The following is a 17,134-nucleotide window of genomic DNA, read 5'->3' as shown; positions in this document are numbered from 1 at the left end:
TAAGCGTCTGGCCGCCCCATCTTGACGGGGCTCTATAGGCGCAGCTTGCGCATCCCGGCGTTCACGGCATTGAGGTCGAAGCCTGCAGGGTCGAACGGCCCGCCGTTCCACTCCCACATCGCCAAGTGCTCCGGATGCAAGTGCTCCGGATGCACGGGATCGACGATGGCCTGCAAGAAGTCGCTGTAGCCCGGTGGCCCGCCCACATCTTCAGGCGGACAGGCGTTGGCTCCGGCTACGCAAAGCGGGCGAGTGTTCTTCGCGCCGGGCTCCAAGGCCGCCTCGACATGGATCCGGTGGCGCCAGTCGTCGCCAAAGTCGTAGGTATAGATGAATTCGGTGGTGCCGTCGGCAAGCACCGCCCTGAGATCGAACACCCGTTCATCCCTCGTCTCGACTCTGGACGGCCAATCGGGGTCGGGTATCGCGTAGCGCACTGCGCTCACGTCGAAGGCATGCATGTGCGTGTTCATCCAGCCCATGGCGGTCTGAATGACGCGATCAAGTTTGTCCAGCGTCACCGTATCGGGCACCCAGAGCCGGCGCCAAATCGCTGGCTCCAGGTATTCGAGCTGGATGTGCAGTTGGTAGACGCGCTGCACGACGGTGGAGCGCTTGGCAATCTTGGGCTTGCTCATGCCCCAAGGCTACCAGTCTGCGACTCAGCTCATGGGCTGCCAACGGTGCGGCAGCAGCTCACCGATCTGGCTGGCGCGCTGCATGGGCAGGCTTGCCATCACATCGCGCAGGTAGGCGTAGGGGTCATGCCCGTTCATGCGCGCTGACTGAATCAAGCTCATGACGGCAGCCGCCCGCTGGCCCGCACGCAGGCTGCCAGCGAAGAGCCAGTTGTTTCGACCAATGGCAATCGGGCGGATCTGGTTCTCGATCCAGTTGTTGTCCACGGGCAGTTGCCCATCGTGGACGAACCGTGTCAGAGCCTCCCAGCGCCGCAGGCTGTAGTCCAGCGCCTTGGCACTCGCTGAACCCTCGGGCACCTTCTGGCGCTGCAGCAGCATCCACTGGTGCAGGGCATCGAGCAGCGGCTTCGCTTGTTGTTGCCGGATGACTTGGCGTTGATTGGCGCTGAGCTCCTTGACCTCGCGCTCGATCTCGTAGACACGGCCGAACTGCTGGAGCGCGAACTCTGCGATCTGGCTCTGGTTCGCCGCGTGCAGATCAAAGAACTTGCGCCGTGCGTGCGCCAGGCAGCCAACCTCGGTCACGCCACTGGCGATCAAGGCCTTGTAGCCGCTGAAGTCGTCACAGGTGAGGCTGCCTCTCCAGTCACCCAGGAAGCGCCGGGCATGTTCGCCCGAGCGCGATTCGCAGAAGTCGTAGACGACCACCTTGGTGTTCTCGAAGGCACCCGTGGCATAGGCCCAGAGGTAGGCCCGATGTGTCTTTCCGTTGCCCGGTTTGAGCATGGACACCGGCGTCTCGTCGGCATGCAGCACGCGGTGTTGCAGCAGCTCGTGTCTCATGGCATCGACCAGTGGCTGCAATTGCACGCCGCATGAGCCCACCCATTGAGCGAGTGTGGAGCGCGGAATCGCCAAACCGGCGCGGCCGAAGATCGCTTCCTGACGGTACAGCGGCAGGTGATCGGCGTACTTGGTCACCAGCACCTGCGCCAGCAGCCCGGTGGTGGGGATGCCTTTGTCGATGATGTGCGGATCGACGGGTACCTGGTGAATGGTCTCGCACTTCGCGCAGGCCCACTTGCCCCGGATGTGGCGCTCCACCGTGAACACGCCAGGCACGTAGTCCAGCTTCTCGGCTACGTCCTCTCCCACGCGCTTCATCTGACAGCCGCAGGCGCAAGTGGTCGAGTCGGGCTCGTGGCGGATCTCGCGCCGCGGCAGGTTGGCGGGAAGAGGGGCGCGTTTGGGCACCTTCTTCTCTTCCAGCTTGGCCGGCGCTTGCGCTTCCTGTAGCGCGTCAATCTCCGTGGCCACGGCCGCCAGGTCGGCCTCGATCTCGTCTTCGAGCAGGCTCTTCTGTTCGGGGTTGAAGCGTTCGGACTGGGCCGCGAACTTCATGCGCTTCAAGAGCGCGTTCTCGTGCGTGAGTTTGTCCAGCAGCGCGCTCTGGTGGCGCAGCTGCGTCATGAGGCGCGAGGTCAGCTCACGCAGCTCTTCTGCGCTCAGGCTCTGCAGGGATTGAGGCTCGACCACCATGGGCATTCACTGTGCCAGCACTGGCACACCCGCACCATTGGCGCATGCCCCAATTGGCAAGCCCTGGTCTGCCCCTCAGAGTCAGACCACGGTGATGACACCACCGTCGGCTAGGCGCTGCCAGGGTAGGCCCAGCACCAGCGCATCGAACTGGGCGCGGGTGAGCGAGGCGGTGCTTGCCGTATCACGCGGCCAGACGAATTTGCCGCTGTTCAGGCGCCGCGCTGCCAGCCACACACCGATGCCGTCGTGCACCAGCACCTTCATGCGGTTGGCGCGGCGATTGGCGAACAGGTAGGCGTGGTGCGGGCGCGCTGCGCCGAAGACCAACACCACACGGGCCAGCGCCGTCTCGGTGCCCGCTCGCATGTCCAGCGGCTCGGTGGCCAGCCACAGGGCATCCACCCGGATCACTTGAGCAGCTCTCGCATCCATACGGCGCACTGATCGGCCGCCGCCAGGGGCCAGGTCACCGAGACGGTGGTGGCGCCACGGCGCAGATCGATGCGGATGTCTGGTGCAGGCGCGTACGCCGCGGGCGGCAAAGCTACCGGCACGAATGCAGGGGCCTGCAGTGCAGGCAGCGAGCCACCCGCTCCGCGGCGCCATTTGTGAACGACATTGGCGTTGATGCCGTGCGACAAGGCGATGCTGGCCACCGATGCGCCGGGCTCGGCGCACTGACTGAGGATCTGCTGCTTGAGCTCGGCGCTGTGCCGCCGGCGGGTCTTCTTCTTGGCTTCATTCATGGTGTCCACCTAAATCGCTTGGTGGACACCATCGTTGCCGCTTAGACCAATCCCTTCAAGGGTGGGATGACCGCGCGCTTACAGACGGGCCTCGGAGAAGCGCCCGTTCCGGTCCTGCGCATGCTGCGCGTTCATGTTGAAGCGCTGCAGGCGGAAGAGGTCTGCACCGGGTGCGTTGCTGCCCCAGCGGGTGGTGACGGCCGCCCGGTAGCCGGCCTCGCGGACCTGTGCCACACACCGCGAATCAAAAGACCCGTTGGGATAGCAGAAGGTGGTCACTGGCGTGCCGAGCACGGCTTCCAGCTTCTGGCGGGAACCGGCGATCTCGGCGCGCAGTTCGTCGTCCGTGCACTGCGGCAGCAGCGCGTGGGAGTGGGAGTGGCTGCCGATCTCGTGACCGCGGGCCACGAGGTCTTTCATCTGCTCGACACTCATGAACCCATCCCAGCGGGGCCGCTGCGCGGGGGGCAGCACGCCGCTGGCGCGCCGCATCCAGTCCTCACGCTGCGCGGGGCTCCAGCGCTTCGTGTGCTCCAGCGCGGCTTCAACGGTGAGGTGGCCCGCCACACCGCCCAGCTCCCCGCCAGGGTGCAGTTCGGCGAACAACGCAAGCGCCGCGCCGCGCTCCGTGGATCCGGACCGAACGCCCCCTTCTGACAGATGGTTCACCAGCCAGGCGACCGAGACCGCCATGGTGTCGTGCCACAGCGGCGTGGCGTCCTCCAGCACCTGGCTGGGAACGTAGAAACTGGCGGTCACGCCGTTCTTTTCCAAGACGGGCAGCGCGTTCTCGTAGTTGTCGAGCTGGCCATCGTCGAAGGTGATCGCCAGCAGTGGCCGGCTGGCGATGCGACCTTGTTCCCACAGCCCGAGGGCCGCATCAAGCGACTGGCACTGGAAATGGCGGGTGAGAAACCGGAGGTGGTCGTCCAGTTCGTCCGGGGTGACGGCGAGGCCCGGCAGCGGGTAGAGCCGCCGCTGCGGCTCGGTCAGGACGCGGTGGAAGGTGACGACGGAGAGCCTTTGCCCGAGCCGGACCGATGGTGCGGTCACGCGGGTCATGGACAGCGCCAGGCCGCAGGTGTCCCGGACCAGGGCCTTGAGGGTCGAGACCGCGCTCATGGCAACTCCCTGCGCGCGCTCATGCGCTGGCCCCGGCGAGCGGAGCAAAGATCTCACGCAGCTGTTGCGCCGACCGGTCGACATCGTGCCGCTCCAGCGCCCGCGCCCGCGCCCCTTCGCCCATGGCTTGGAGCTGCGGGGCCTCCGTTTCGAGGCAGCGGCGCATGGCCTGCGCCAGATCCAGGGCGTTGCCGGGCGCCACAACCCAGCCGTCCTGACCATCGCGCACCAGCTCGGGAATGCCAGACACGCGTGTGGCGATCACCGGCCTCGCACAGGCCATGGCCTCCATCAGCACGACCGGCAAGCCCTCGGCAAAGCTGCTGAGCACCAGCGCGCGCGAGGCCTCGATCTCCTTGCGCACATCGGCACCCGAAATCCAGCCGGTGATGCGCACCCGGTCCGCCACCCCGCGCAGCTGGCAGTGCTGTTCGATGGCGGACCGGAGCTCGCCGTCGCCAGCCAGCACCAGCTCGGCCTCCACGCCCTGGCGACGCAGCTCGCCCAGCGCGTCGATCAGCACGAACTGCCCTTTCTCCGAGCTCAATCGCCCCACGCAGACAAAGCGCCGCACCGCGTTGAACGGCTGCGCGGGAGGCGCACGGTAGCCCTCGTCCAGTCCGCAGTGCACCACCGAGATCTTTTTCCAGTGAGAGGGCTCCACCCAGCGGCACAGCTGGCTTCGTCCGTACTCGCTGACCGCGACCACATGCGCCGCACGGCGCACCTTCTCGGGAATGCCGATGAACTGCGCAGCGTCCGTCTCCACAGTGCCGTGCGCGGTGAAGCTGAAGGTGCCGCCGTTGATCTGTGCCGCCAGCATGGCCACCGTGGCAGGGTTCGAACCGAAGTGCGCGTGCAGGTGCGGCACTTCTTCCTTGTGCATCCAGTTCCCGACGATACAGGCCTCAACCAGATAGGCCACATGGTGCAGCAGACTGCGCTCCGCGCGGCGGGACAGCCGCCACGCGGAACGGGCCGCGGCCATGAAGGCCCTCGGCCGTCGCACCACGGCCGCCATCACGTGGGCGAGCGTGGACATGGCGCCCGCGCCCAGCACGTAGCGCGTGCGCCGCAGTTCCTCGACGTCCGCTGAGTCGGGGCTTCCGTCCGACGGCCCTCGGATCGCAAAACGCAGCACCTCGACACCCTGCCGCTCCAGCGCTGCGATTTCTCTGCGGATGAAACTGTGGCTGACCTTCGGATACTCGCTGATGAGGTAGGCCACCCTCATGGCGCGGACTCCACGGACAAGCCGTGCCGCCTCGCCCACGATGCCAGCGCGTACAGGCACCAGATCCGCGTCCAGTAGAGACCCGGGGCGCCCGACCGGTAGGCACGCCAGAGGTCGGCCACCACGGTCGGCGCCAGCCCCACGCTGGCCATCAGGTCGCGGTCCGTGAGCACCTCGCCCACCTCCGATCCCAGCGCGCCGAGCAGCCAGTGGTCGTAGGGCAGCTCGAAGCCCGATTTGGGCCGGTCAAACAGGGCTGGGTCCAGCCCCTGAAGCCCCGCGCTGCGCAGCATGGCCTTGGAGCGCACGGGGTGAAAACGGACATCGTCCGGCAACGCTGCCACCGCTTCGAGCAGTTGCTGATCGACCAGGGGCAGGCGGGTCTCGATGGAGGCGGCCATGCTTGTCGAGTCGGCGTCGCGCAGCAGACGCTCGCCCAGGAATAGGCGCTGCTCCAGCGCAGCGATGGACGACAGATCGCTGCGGCCCTCCACCTCCGCGCGCAGCGCCGCCACCACGTCGGCGGACAAGCCCATGTAGCCCGCGTCCAGCCCCTGCGCCGCCGTGCCCAGCAGGCTGCGGTGGGTGTCGGGCAGAAACAGCGCGTAGGCACATTGGTAGAGCGCCAGCAGGTCGTCCCCGGCCTCGACCATGGTCGGCAGCTTGGCCCAGCGGGTCTGGGGCCGGAAAGCCCCGCCATTGGGCGCCTTCCAGCGCGCAAACGCCCGCGCGCCGGCGTTGCGCAGAGCGCCCGGAACGAAGCCAAGGCGGCGCGACCATGCCGCCATCGCAGGAAGGTCGCGGAACGAGGTGTAGCCACCGAACAGCTCGTCGCCTCCGCTGCCCACCAGGGCCACCTTGAAACCGGCCTGTGCGACGGCCTGCGACATGAAAAACGAGTTCAGCCCGTCAAAGCTCGGTTGGTCCAGGCTGCCCATGGCCTCGTCCAGCCGGTCGACAAAGCCCTCCTGGCGCAGGACGATCTCGTGGTGCTGCGTGCCGATCGCTCTGGAGACAGCCCGGGCAATCTCTCCTTCGTTGCGTTCCTGCTCGGCAAATGCCAGCGTGAACGAGTGCACCGGATCGCGGGAGACGCGCTTGGCCACGTTGGCTATGGCGGAGGAGTCCACCCCGCCCGAGAGGAAGACCCCAAGCGGCACATCGGACGCGAGATGCCGGCGCACGCTGTCCTCGAGCGCCATGGCCACGTCCTGGTCGGTCGATTCACCATTGCGCGGCAGCGCGGCCTGCGTCCAGTAGCGCTTGCGCCGCAACTCGCGACCGTCCTGGGAGTAGACCCTCATCTCGCCCGGCCATAGCGACTCGATGCCATCGACGATGGTTTCCGGCGCCACCGTGAACCCGTTCCAGACCATGCTGGCCACGGCAGACCGGCGCAGGCGGGGCTTGCGCAGCAGACCGGAACGCAGCAGCGCGCGCACCTCGGACGCGAACGCGAAGGTCCAGTCGCCCGAGGCGTCATGATTCCTCATGAAGTACAGCGGCTTGATGCCCAGCGCGTCGCGCGCCAGCAGCAGTTCGCTGCGGCGCGGGTCCCACACGGCCAGCGCGAACATGCCGCGCAGCTCCTGCACCGCGTCGAACCCATGCATGCTGATGAGCCGCAGCATGGCCGCGGTGTCACCGCTCGACCACAGCGTCTGGCCCTGGGCGCCGAGCGCCCTGCGGATGTCGATGTAGTTGTAGATCTCGCCGTTGAGCACGGTGACGTCGCCGCGCTCGGGGTCCGTCATCGGCTGCGAGGCTGCCGACGTGAGGTCGAGAATCGACAGCCGCCGGTGCCCGAGCATGACGCCCCAGCCACGGGCGTCCGCCGGCCCCATCCAGATGCCGTCGCCATCCGGTCCTCGATGCGCCATGGCATCCGTCATGCGTTGCAGCGCGAGGCGGTTCGCCTCACCGACGCGTCCGACGATTCCAGCCAGGCCGCACATCAGGCACGCCCCGTCAGTTCGCGCGCCGCGCGGGCTTTGCCGACCAGCAGCGCCCGGAACTGGTAGGCGCGCAGGAAGCGCCGGAACTCCGGGTTGTCGTAGCGCGGCTTGCGCTGCAGGGCCGCCTTCAGCCAGCCCCACAACATGGCTGCACTGCCGAGCACGTAGGGTTTCTGGTTGACGCGCGACAACGCGCTCGCCGCCATGAACAGGAAGCCGGTCCCCATGAAGTACTGGCCGTAGCCGTGGCGCATGCGGCCGGTGTAGATGCTGTCCTGGCTGGAGCCCATGGGTCGCAGGTGCACGAAGCGCAGATCGGGGTCGTCCCAGCTGCAGGCGATCCAGCCCTTCATGCGGCATTGGTGGCAGTCGATGCCATCCCACATCACCTCGCGCACAAAGCCGCCGATCGCCTCGAAGCAGCTGACCCGGTAGAACTTGGTCATGCCCAGCGACGTTTCATCGCCATGGCGCTCTGGAATGAGCTGCCCACCCTCCTCCACATAGGCCTTGCCGCTGCAGGTGGCTATACGGGGATCGTCGGCCATGCGCTGCATCAGGATCTCGAAGTACCTGGGTGGCAGACGCAGGTCCAGATCCAGCTTGCAGACAAACTCGTAGTCCTGCGGATGGATCGCTGCGTATCCGGAATAGAAGGCGTCCACGACGCCCGGGCCTACCGCGCGATGACCTCGGTCCTGGCGGGTGACGATCTGGATCCAGTCGTGGCGGGCAGCGTACTCGGCCAGGATCTGCGGCGTCGCATCGCTGGAGCCGTCATCGACGATGACCCAGCGGGCCGGGCGAACAGACTGGCCCACCACGGTGTCCAGCGTCTGGCGCATGTACTTCGCCTCGTTGCGGCACGGCGAGATCAAAACATAACGCTGTGTCATATCTGGGTTGTGCACATCTTGGGTTTTGGGCCCCGCAACTGAGTCGGCAGTATTCAGCTGGGTACTGGAACGGATGGTACACGCAACAATTTGTACCTGTTCCAGCGCAATCGCCCGCCCCACAGCGACCGGATATGAGGCCTGCGTTTTGGGGTCGCCAGCCGGTCAATGGGCAAGGCGCAGCGGCTACTTGGTGAAGAACGGGCCCACCCAGTCGGGCGGTAGCAGCTTGTAGGAGTTGCCAAGCTGGTTGATGTTGGGCACGCCACCATCGGCGCGGGTATTGCCGCGCGACGACATGCGACGCCCCATCAGGATGAACTCGGTGTTCGTGTTCGGGCCGCGGAGGAACACGTTGTTCTCCAGCACCACGTCTTCCAGGCCTTGGCGGCTGTCGGGGCCGTTGTTCTCAGGAGCTGCTCCGCCGGTGAAGGAGTTGTTGTCCGTGGCGTCTCCCAAGCGGTTGTTGGCAATGACGATCTGCCTTGATGCCCAGGTGGACCCCGAAATGCCATAGTTGTCGTCGTAGGCGCCCAGTCCACCAGAGTGGATCTTCAAGGCATGGCGGACGCCGTCGGATGAGCGTCCCCGCAGCGCGTTGTGCGCGATGAAGCCCTTGTTCATGCGCCACAGACGCACCGTGTGCTGCTGGGCCGTGCCCATGTCGTTGCCCATGATGACGAAGCGGCTGCCTTCGCCCGCCATGTTGATGTGCGGGAGCGTTGTGCTTCCCCTCAGCTGGTTCTCCACCACGAACAGCTCGCGTGGCTGGAAATACTGGTCCGGTGCCAGCTTGTGGTGTTGAACAATGTAGGCCAGCGCACTCGCGAGGCTTATCTGGGCAGCCAGGAAATCACCCGTTGGCACATCGAAGGTATTCCGGTACAGCAACAGACGAGACATCGTCCCGAACTGTTCGAAATTCAGAAGAATGTGGAGATCCATCACGGAGATGTCCTGAGGGAACGCCGCAGAAGAAGGTCTTATCGACCCAACCAGCACACGACTCACCCGCGGCTTCGCACCGGTTCCGAACGCCCCCACCTGCACGTTCTGGCTGCCATGTCCGATCTCGATGGACCCGAACGTCTCGCCTCGGCGCAACAACACCCGGCGGCCGTTGAGCGCTGCTGAGTTGGGCACCATCACCACGCGCGACGCCCCGTCCGGGCAGTCCGAGAAGTTGCCCACCGTCGACACGCAGATCGTTTTCGTCCCCGCGTAGACCACGTTGGGGTCGAGCACCTCCACGCTGACCGAGCGCTCAGAGTACCCCCCTGCCAGATCGGCTGCACGAACACGCACCTGGTAAGTACCCGGATGATCGAACACGTGCGCAGCCAGCGGACCACCCGACTGCACATTCTTTGGCAGACCCGATATCGCCCACGTCTGGCCCCGCTCGTCACCGAAATTGAACGAATAACGCACTTGGTGGAACGGGTGCTGACCCGCCAGACTGGAGGTGGTGCCCGTGGCGTCAAACTGCACCGCCAGCGGCGCCGGACCACTCAAGCGCGTGGCGTCCAGGCTTGCCGCAACCGTGCGGGATGACTGAGCGCTGCCCGGCGTTTCGCTCCGCTGGTCGGTGGCGCGATAGACCACCTGCGTGAGAGTGCCAGACCCCGTCGACGATGCCCCCAATCCGCCAAGAGACTTGCGATCCCAGGGCTCCGGCGACGCTACCAGATCGGACTTGCTGGCAAGGGTCTCAACTAGGCCCGGGGAACTGACTCCCGACTGTGCTGGACCGCAGGCAGCCAACATCGACACGCTGGCCAACGCTGCCAGCAACATGGAGAGACACGAACTGGCAGGGATCGGCATTTGTTCCTTCCCATGGGGCTGTGTCGCCCCGGTGTCGTTTGGCCCGAAAGAGCTGGGTGCAGGGCGGCAGCACACACACCATCAGCAACTGAGCCCATTCTATGAAGAACGACAGCAGTCTTCTGAGACGATCACTTCGAAGGAAAGACCGGAGCAGCAGACCAGCAGGCCTCTGCCACAAAAGGTACTACGGACGAAATGCAACAGTGCCATCCTTGCTCACTGGAGGTAGAACGGCCCCACCCAGTCGGACGGAAGCAACTGGTACGAATTGCCGAACTGGTTGATGTTGGGCACACCACCATCGGCGCGGGTATTGCCGCGCGACGACATGCGGCGTCCCATCAGGATGAACTCGGTGTTCGTGTTCGGGCCGCGGTGGAACACGTTGTTCTCCAGCACCACGTCTTCCAGACCTTCCCGGCTGTCGGGACCGTTGTTCTGCGGTGCCGCACCACCGGTGAACGAGTTGTTGTCCGTGGCGTCTCCCAAGCGGTTGTTGGCGATGACGATCTGCCTCGACGCCCAGGTGCTGCCAGAGATCCCATAGTTGTCGTCGTAGGCACCCAGCCCTCCGGAATGGATCTTCAGTGCGTGGCGGATGCCGTCAGAGGAACGCCCCCTCAGCGCATTGTGTGCGATGAAGCCTTTGTTCATGCGCCACAGACGCACCGTGTGCTGCTGGGCCGTGCCCATGTCGTTGCCCATGATGACGAAGCGGCTGCCTTCGCCCGCCATGTTCAGATGCGGATTGGCTGTGCTGCCGCGCAGCTGGTTCTCCACCACGAACAGCTCGCGTGGCTGGTAGTACTGGCTCGGCGCCAGCGTGTGGTGTTCAACGACGTATTGCAGCGCACTGGCCAGATTGATCTGAGCCACCACGGACTCTCCAGTCGGTACTTCAAAGGTGTTGCGGTACAGCAGAAGACGGGACATCGTCACGAACTGCTCAAAACGCTGCAGGATGTTCAGGTCCATGAACGTGATGTCGCGAGGAAACGCGGAAGAAGAGGGGCCGATAGCGCCCACCAGGATGTTCCCGACCCGCGGCTTCGCACCAGTCCCGAACGCTCCCACCTGCACGTTCTGGCTGCCATGTCCGATCTCGATGGACCCGAACGTCTCGCCTCGGCGAAGCAACACCCGGCGACCATTGAACGTCGCCGAGCTGGGCATGGTCGTCACGCGCGAGGCCCCAGCCGGACAATCCGAGAAGTTGCCCGCGGCCGACACGCAGATCGTTCCCGTCCCAGCGTAGAGCGCGTTGGGGTCGAGCACCTCTACGCTGACCGAGCGCTCCGAGTAGCCCCCTGCCAAATCCGTTGCGCGAACACGTACCTGGTAGGTGCCAGGCTGGTCGAACACATGAGCGGCCAGTGGACCACCGGTCTGAACGTTCTTTGGCAAGCCGGAGATCGGCCAGATCTGCCCTCGCTCGTCACCGAAGTTGAACGAATAACGCACTTGGTGGAACGGGTGCTGACCAGCCAGACTGGAGGTGGTGCCCGCGGCATCAAACTGCACCGCCAGCGGCGCCGGACCACTCAAGCGTGTAGCTTCCAAGCGTGCCGAAACCGACTGAGAAGTTTGGCCGAGATCCGGCGCGGGCGCTTGCGAACCACTGTCGAGCACGTAGTAAGCGATCCCCTCAAAACGATAGACAGCGCTGAGGTTGGCCTGAATGCTGGCCCGCTCACTTTCACTGGTGGTGTAGAAGTGAAACCCCTTGCTCGGCACATAGAAACGATACAGCGGCACCAGACCCTCACCAGCCACCTGGCTGGCATAGTAGGCCACACCTTCGTACCGGTATTGCGACGACGCAGCTTGCAGGCTGGCACGCTCTGCCTCACTAATGGTGTAGAAATGAACACCGCTTCGGACACCAATGAACCGGTGCACCGGCGAGAGACCGGACGACATGGACCCAGCCACCCAGAAAGCAGCCCCTTCCAGACGGAAGGCCGATGAGAAGTTGGCCAGCAGACTGTCGGCCTCCAGAATGTTGTTGGTGTAGAAGTGTGCCCCTGTACTCGAGTTGTAGAAGCGATAGGCCGGAATCCCGACAGCTGCTGCCTTTCGGGCAATCACACCTGACGCGTAGGACTGCTTGCTTGCGATACCCCCAGTGGGCAGCGCCTCAAGTGGCATTGACGGATCAACCCGGAGGGCTTCAGTTTCTGCCTTCGCAAGGGCATCTGCCGTCAACCCGGCATCCGGGACGGTGGTGGAAGATGACGAGGACCCCGCATCGCTTAGGTATGGGCTGGCCGGTGTGGAGCTGGGCTGTGTGTTGCTGGCGGCGGTGCCGGGACGCTCGCTACCACCGCATGCCGCCAGCAACACGGCCAAGGAGCAGGCAAGGCTGGCCTTCACCAATCCGTTGAAAAGTGTGTTCATGTATTGATTCCTGGAGGGTATGACCAAACCGGACAGCGACCATGCAAGGCATGGCGGTTGCGCCTCGGGCCTGACATCACAAAAGTGGTGGCACCGGACGCGGGGTCAGACCCACAGAGGCTCTGCATCACGGAGAGCAGAGACAGATGCTGGCAACGCGAACAAAAACCGCGGAAAGAATGGCATGGTGGTCATGAAGATGCCCAAGAGACTGATTTCGAGATTCGTCGGTTTAGTGCCCGTCGCTCAATCTTTATGGCAATCCGAATGAGGCGCGCGGTTCTAGGCCAGTGTCACTCAGGCCCCACCCCCCCGGAGATCGTAGAGGACAGGCGGCGTCAAGCAGCGATCCAACGGGGTATCAATGCGTAAGCGACCGTGTAGGGTCGATCACAATATCTCGACAAGTTAATGGATGTAACATCATGTAGTTGATCAATGATGTCCTCCGGGCGAATCGGTACGAACCGACCGGCGGTGCAGCCAATGCCACCTCACCCCGCCAAAAAGCGGCTCTGGAACGCCCAGGCGCTTGAGCACATATCCTCCAGCGACCTCGTGGCCCGCCAATTCAGTTCCTGTTCTGCAGAACGGGTATCGGCATATGAGCAGGCCACATCCCCTTGTCGCCGGCCAGTGATTTCGAAAGGAATGGAGCGGCCGGATTGCGCCTCGAAAGAACGAATCATTTCCAGGACACTGTATCCTCGACCCGTTCCCAGATTAAATGCGCGCCAGCCGCTGCGCGACGACAGGTAATTCAGAGCGGCCACATGACCTTCGGCCAGATCCATGACGTGGATATAGTCCCGGACCCCCGTTCCGTCAGGTGTCGGATAGTCGCCACCAAAAACCTTCAACCGCTCCAACTCTCCCGATGCCACCTGGACCACATAAGGCATCAGGTTGTTTGGAATCCCTCTCGGGCGGTCGCCAATCAATCCGCTCGAGTGGGCGCCTACAGGATTGAAATATCTAAGACATACGACCCCGAGGGATGGGCGAGATGCGCTGACATCCCGCAGCATGTCCTCGATGTGCAACTTGCTGCGCCCGTAAGCATTGACGACATGCTGGGGATGCGTTTCGTCTACCGGAAGATACTGCGGATCACCGTAGATGGTGGCGCTGCTACTGAACACCAGATGGGAAACTGATTCAGCCTCCATTGCCTGAAGCAAACCCAACGCCCCGCAGATATTGTTCTGATAGTATTTCAGCGGCACCTGAACCGATTCACCAACAGACTTAAATCCTGCAAGATGAATGACCGAGTCAACTTTGTTTTCTCGAATGATGTCTCGCACCAGCCCCACATCACCCACATCTCCGCAATAGAACGCTGGAGATGCCCCGGCAATTTCAGAAACCCTGTCCACCACACTCCGATGGCTATTGGTCAGATTATCGAGAATGGCCACACGATGGCCTGCGGACATCAACACCACAGCCACATGACTGCCAATGTACCCACACCCACCGGTTAATAACACATTCATGACGATTCACATCCATCCAATACACACAACAAAACAAGCCATGCAAGCGGCCAACCCGTAAACGAGATCTCCAGTCAACCTACCCCACCACCATGGGCATCATGTCAGGCGACGGGTTGCGGAGAAATGCGTCCAGCGTCTCAATAGGAAGGGCGGGCGCAAACAGGTGCCCCTGAAACTGATCGCACCCGAGGTAGGCGAGAAAATCCCGCGCCTCCTGCGTTTCCACCCCTTCGGCCACCACCTGCAGGCTCAGACTTTGTGCCAGCGCAATGATGGCGCGGGAGATCGCGGCGTCGTTGGGATCGGTGAGCACATCGGCCACAAAGCCCTTGTCGATTTTCAGCTGATCCAGCGGCAACCGCTTCAGGCACGACAGCGAGGAGTAGCCCACTCCGAAATCATCCAGCGACAGGGTGACCCCCAGTTCTTTGAGCATGCCCATCTTCTGGATGGTGATTTCCATGCGGTCGGCGAGCAGGCTTTCGGTCAGTTCCAGCTTCAGCCGGTGCGGGCGAATGCCTGTGCGCTGGATAGCGGCCATGACCATGTCTACAAAGTTTGGATGCCGAAACTGGTAGACGCTCACGTTCACGGCAATGCTGAGATGGGCGGTTTGCTCACGTGAGGCCCATGCGGCAAGTTGCTCACAGGCGGTTTCCAGCACCCACATACCCAGCGGCAGAATGAGCCCGGTGTCTTCGGCAACCGGAATGAAATCGGCGGGCTTGACCAGTCCCTTTTCGGGATGTTGCCAGCGCACCAGCGCCTCCACCCCCGTGATGGCACCCTGCCGATCAACCTGCGGCTGGTAGTGCACCACAAACTGCTTTTCACGCAGGCCCACGCGCAGCGCGGCTCCTACCGCCGCGTTGGCGCTTACCGAGGCCTGCATGTCCGGGTCGAAATAACACAAGGTGTTGCGTCCCAACCCCTTGGCTTGGTACATGGCGAGGTCGGCCTGCTTCAGCAGTTCGCTCACGTCGCTCTGGTCGCCATTGAACGACGTAGCCCCGATGCTGGGCGTCGCAAAGTGCTGGTGCCCGGCGATCTGGAATGGCTCCCGCAACACATTCAGCACTTTTTCCGCCAGGGTGCGCAGCTTGCCGGCGGCGGCGGCGGCGTCCGTGCTCAGGTCATCGACCATCACCACAAACTCATCGCCCCCCAGACGCGCCACGGTATCGGTCTTGCGCACGCTCTTGGTCAGGCGCTGGGCCACCTGCTGCAGCAACTGGTCCCCGACATGGTGACCCAGCGTGTCATTGAGGATCTTGAAGTTGTCGAGGTCGATGAACATGAGCGCACCGAACTGACCGGAGCGTGCGCTCTGCGACAGCGCCTTCTGCAGCCGGTCCAGCAGCAGCTGGCGATTGGGCAGGTCCGTCAGAGGGTCGTAAAACGCAAGGTGCCGGATCATGTCTTCGGCGTTCTTGCGCTGTGTGATGTCCCGCCCCACCGCCACCCAGTGCGTCACCTCCTCGGCGCTGGCCTGGACCGACACGACCTCCAGTTCAATCCAGAATGAAGCCCCATTCTTGCGGCGAATCATCAGCTCGGTGCGTGCCTGGCGGGTTTCCCTCAGCCCGCGCGCTTTTTCCAGCAGTTTGAACATCGCAGGATCGAGTTCCAGCAGGATGCGCGGGGTCTGTCCCAGGACCTCGTCTCGGCTGTAGCCCGTTTGTTTCTCGAAAGCGTCGTTGACAAACACGATCCGCGGCTCGCCTTCGGGGCCGGAGCCTGCCTCGGCGATCGCGACAATGTCGTTCAAGCGGGCCACACTGGTCTCCAGCAGCATCAGCTGCTCCTGCGAACGCCTGCGCTCTGTGACGTCACGGAAGTAGACGGCCAGTCCTTCGGCAAACGGATACGCGCGCACCTCCAGCCATTTGCCCAGTGTTGGGAAAAAATCCTCCAGCTCGACGCGCCGGTTGGTCTTCAACGCTACGCCGAGCTGTGTTCGCAGCCGCTGCGCCAATCCGTCGCTGAAATCGTGCCAGACCTCCCTGCCTAGCAATTCGGCCGTGGTTTTCTGGAGAAGCCGCTCACTTTCCTGATTCAGATAGGTGAAGCAGCACTGGCGATCAAGTGTCACAAAGGCCTCGGTGATGCTCGCCAGCGTGGTGGTCAGCCGCATGGCCAGACGCAGTGTTTCCTGCTGCGCCTGCTTCTGAGCGGAGATGTCCTGCACAGCCCCCTGGATGCGAACGATGCGCCCTTGTGCGTCACGCACGGCATTGCCAACCGTGCGAACCCATTTCGGACTCGCACCAGGCACCTGCACCTGGATTTCTTCGTCGAATGCTTCACCCATCTGGGCGCAGCGCTCCAGCCGTTGGCGAATACCGGTGCGCCATTCGGGCGTGTAGCGCAGCACCATTGCGGCCAGGTCTTCGACCGTCTCCCCAGGCCCTAACCCCAGAATGCTGCCGTACTCGTCAGAGTGTTGAATGTGCCCGGTATTGATGTCCACCGACCAGCTGCCCACGCCCGCTGTGTGTTCGGTCAGGTTCAACCGGCTCTCGCTTTCGTGCAGCGCTTTGCCTAGCCGCTCTTCCCTGCCCTGGGTCAGATGTGCCGACTGCTGCTGCTGATAGACCAGTTCCTGCAACTGCCCCACGTGAATTGCCAGGGCTTGCAAGGCCGGAAGCATGGCTTTCACCTGTTCGGCGTTTCGCGGCTCGCCGTCCAGCAACGCCAGCCAAGTGTCGCTGTACGCCTCACTGGCCGGGAGCGGAAGCACCAGGCAGAAGCGGGTTCGCAGCGAAGCGACCAGTGGATGGTGTGCCCAGGCCGCAACCGCCGTCAGGTCGTGGCACGTCCCAGCCAGTTCGGGGTCGGCCATCACTTCGGCGCACAGTTCTGCGGCCATGGCCTGACCGCTTGAGGGCAACCCGCTGGCAGCCACCAAGAGCAGACCATCAGGATGAGACCTCACCAGCAGCGCTGTTGACACCTGGCCAATGTGGGTCGTCAGCTGGGTGATCTGGGTCCATTCCACACTGGACGCCACCGGGCTTGGGTGTGCTGTCAAGGGTGCGGCTTCATCGTGTGGGTCTGCACGGTGTCCTTGTTGCATGGGGCGCCCGCTTTCATCGGTTGGTGGATCAAGCATACCGCCTCGCACGCGGTCGCCTCGGATCTGCAATCGGCCTGAAAGGCGGGCCAGCTGTGGACTAGTTGGCAAGCCCCCTGTTTTGGGGAAGGAAAGACGTAACAGGACGGTTGCAACTTGTAGCTTCCGTATTAACATTGACCCACGTCAGAAACCC

At 63.6% G+C, this 17,134-nt stretch carries 12 protein-coding genes and 1 tRNA gene; all 13 read right to left on the bottom strand.

The window, feature by feature from the left end; translation table 11 throughout:
• Positions 1-32: 32 nt before the first annotated feature.
• Positions 33-638: a plasmid pRiA4b ORF-3 family protein gene (locus HPF_RS10980; protein WP_133155652.1), complete on the bottom strand. Its 606-nt coding sequence runs from the start codon at positions 636-638 to the stop codon at positions 33-35.
• Positions 639-662: 24 nt separating this feature from the next.
• A complete protein-coding gene (gene tnpC, locus HPF_RS10975) occupies positions 663-2,177 on the bottom strand; it encodes an IS66 family transposase (protein ID WP_424955194.1) in 1,515 nt (504 codons plus the stop codon).
• 84 nt (positions 2,178-2,261) lie between these two features.
• The gene (gene tnpB, locus HPF_RS10970) at positions 2,262-2,615 is read right to left on the bottom strand and encodes an IS66 family insertion sequence element accessory protein TnpB (RefSeq protein WP_133155654.1); all 354 of its coding nucleotides are present in this window, start codon (positions 2,613-2,615) and stop codon (positions 2,262-2,264) included.
• Positions 2,591-2,929 carry an IS66-like element accessory protein TnpA gene (gene tnpA, locus HPF_RS10965; RefSeq protein WP_133155655.1) on the bottom strand — a complete coding sequence of 113 codons (339 nt, stop codon included), beginning with the start codon at positions 2,927-2,929 and terminating at the stop codon, positions 2,591-2,593. Before tnpA ends, tnpB begins: the two co-directional genes overlap by 25 nt.
• Before the next feature lie 78 nt (positions 2,930-3,007).
• Positions 3,008-4,051: a polysaccharide deacetylase family protein gene (locus HPF_RS10960; RefSeq protein WP_165961688.1), complete on the bottom strand. Its 1,044-nt coding sequence runs from the start codon at positions 4,049-4,051 to the stop codon at positions 3,008-3,010.
• A gap of 19 nt (positions 4,052-4,070) precedes the next feature.
• Positions 4,071-4,922 carry a glycosyltransferase family 4 protein gene (locus HPF_RS10955; protein WP_165961687.1) on the bottom strand — a complete coding sequence of 284 codons (852 nt, stop codon included), beginning with the start codon at positions 4,920-4,922 and terminating at the stop codon, positions 4,071-4,073.
• Positions 4,874-4,982 (bottom strand) — tRNA-OTHER (locus tag HPF_RS23645). The genes HPF_RS10955 and HPF_RS23645 overlap by 49 nt, the downstream gene beginning before the upstream one ends.
• Before the next feature lie 299 nt (positions 4,983-5,281).
• Complete coding sequence (gene asnB, locus HPF_RS10950; protein WP_133156605.1) at positions 5,282-7,240, bottom strand: asparagine synthase (glutamine-hydrolyzing); 1,959 nt, start codon at positions 7,238-7,240, stop codon at positions 5,282-5,284.
• The gene (locus HPF_RS10945) at positions 7,240-8,136 is read right to left on the bottom strand and encodes a glycosyltransferase family 2 protein (RefSeq protein WP_079365094.1); all 897 of its coding nucleotides are present in this window, start codon (positions 8,134-8,136) and stop codon (positions 7,240-7,242) included. Before HPF_RS10945 ends, asnB begins: the two co-directional genes overlap by 1 nt.
• 186 nt (positions 8,137-8,322) lie before the next feature.
• Entirely contained in the window at positions 8,323-9,963 is a 1,641-nt protein-coding gene (locus tag HPF_RS10940; RefSeq protein WP_133156604.1) for a PKD domain-containing protein, read from the bottom strand.
• Positions 9,964-10,182: 219 nt separating this feature from the next.
• Positions 10,183-12,363 carry a PKD domain-containing protein gene (locus HPF_RS10935; protein ID WP_133156603.1) on the bottom strand — a complete coding sequence of 727 codons (2,181 nt, stop codon included), beginning with the start codon at positions 12,361-12,363 and terminating at the stop codon, positions 10,183-10,185.
• Between the two features lie 494 nt (positions 12,364-12,857).
• Positions 12,858-13,862 (bottom strand): UDP-glucose 4-epimerase GalE, encoded by a 1,005-nt coding sequence (galE, locus tag HPF_RS10930; protein ID WP_133156602.1) that lies wholly within the window; start codon positions 13,860-13,862, stop codon positions 12,858-12,860.
• A gap of 79 nt (positions 13,863-13,941) precedes the next feature.
• Positions 13,942-16,734, bottom strand: coding sequence for a sensor domain-containing protein (locus HPF_RS10925; RefSeq protein WP_207959364.1), 2,793 nt, complete (start codon positions 16,732-16,734; stop codon positions 13,942-13,944).
• Between the last annotated feature and the right edge of the window lie 400 nt (positions 16,735-17,134).

The organism is Hydrogenophaga pseudoflava (genome assembly GCF_004353865.1).
Lineage (GTDB): Bacteria > Pseudomonadota > Gammaproteobacteria > Burkholderiales > Burkholderiaceae_C > Hydrogenophaga > Hydrogenophaga pseudoflava.
The sequence above is the reverse complement of the archived record's forward strand: the minus strand, read 5'-3'. Positions and strand labels throughout refer to the sequence as shown.

What these genes read in the sequence shown, in the direction of transcription:
- HPF_RS10940 (WP_133156604.1), bottom strand. Translation starts at nt 9,963, where the DNA reads ATGCCGATCCCTGCCAGTTCGTGTCTCTCCATGTTGCTGGCAGCGTTG.
- HPF_RS10935 (WP_133156603.1), bottom strand. Translation starts at nt 12,363, where the DNA reads ATGAACACACTTTTCAACGGATTGGTGAAGGCCAGCCTTGCCTGCTCC.
- HPF_RS10925 (WP_207959364.1), bottom strand. Translation starts at nt 16,734, where the DNA reads ATGGCCGCAGAACTGTGCGCCGAAGTGATGGCCGACCCCGAACTGGCT.
- tnpA (WP_133155655.1), bottom strand. Translation starts at nt 2,929, where the DNA reads ATGAATGAAGCCAAGAAGAAGACCCGCCGGCGGCACAGCGCCGAGCTC.
- galE (WP_133156602.1), bottom strand. Translation starts at nt 13,862, where the DNA reads ATGAATGTGTTATTAACCGGTGGGTGTGGGTACATTGGCAGTCATGTG.
- asnB (WP_133156605.1), bottom strand. Translation starts at nt 7,240, where the DNA reads ATGTGCGGCCTGGCTGGAATCGTCGGACGCGTCGGTGAGGCGAACCGC.
- HPF_RS10980 (WP_133155652.1), bottom strand. Translation starts at nt 638, where the DNA reads ATGAGCAAGCCCAAGATTGCCAAGCGCTCCACCGTCGTGCAGCGCGTC.
- HPF_RS10960 (WP_165961688.1), bottom strand. Translation starts at nt 4,051, where the DNA reads ATGAGCGCGGTCTCGACCCTCAAGGCCCTGGTCCGGGACACCTGCGGC.
- tnpB (WP_133155654.1), bottom strand. Translation starts at nt 2,615, where the DNA reads ATGGATGCGAGAGCTGCTCAAGTGATCCGGGTGGATGCCCTGTGGCTG.
- HPF_RS10945 (WP_079365094.1), bottom strand. Translation starts at nt 8,136, where the DNA reads ATGACACAGCGTTATGTTTTGATCTCGCCGTGCCGCAACGAGGCGAAG.